This window comes from Staphylococcus gallinarum (assembly GCF_000875895.1).
Taxonomy (GTDB): domain Bacteria; phylum Bacillota; class Bacilli; order Staphylococcales; family Staphylococcaceae; genus Staphylococcus; species Staphylococcus gallinarum.
The window spans coordinates 1-571 of the sequence record NZ_JXCF01000173.1; the positions used below are offsets into that span (position 1 = coordinate 1).

Below are 571 nucleotides of genomic sequence, written 5' to 3' on the forward strand. Positions count from 1 at the left end.
TTGTATTATGGTGCAAAATTGAATCCGGCGGCAATTATTGTAGGTAAGCCATTGATTAATATTGGAACAGTGGCAGAAAATATGGCATTAGTTCGACCAGAAGATTTTGGGACATCGCTGGATGTTTTACGTAAAAATACAGGAGCATTAAACACAGATGCGGTTCAACAACTGAACGATAAATTTTGGCATCAGTTTAAGCAAGCGAACTTTTCAAATACAACGTTTGCAATTGCTTATATGATTCACGATGACTATGACAAGCAAGCGTTCGATATGTTATTGCCAATATTAAGTCGTCAGCATGCACGTGTCATGCAAAGGGGCGTGCCAGGGCGACATAATGATGACTCGCCAACAATTACAAGTTGGTTTGTTAACTTCTACAACATGATACTAGAAAGCCAATTCGGAAGGGAGCGATAAAATGCAGAAGCAAAGTTTTACGGTACGATGGACGCAAATAACACCAGATACGTTTATGTATGGTACGCATTTAAAAATAGATCAAGATGCGACTTACTTTGAAAATGCTTTGATGCCTTCCGGTCGTGTGATTCATGTTTGGAAG

The 571-nt window shown here is 39.2% G+C and carries 1 protein-coding gene; it reads left to right on the plus strand.

The annotated features are described in order from the left end of the window. Positions 1-426 (plus strand): accessory Sec system protein Asp2 (gene asp2 / locus SH09_RS13935; RefSeq protein ID WP_141639742.1); only part of this gene is annotated, 426 nt, incomplete at its 5' end. Positions 427-571 lie beyond the last annotated feature (145 nt).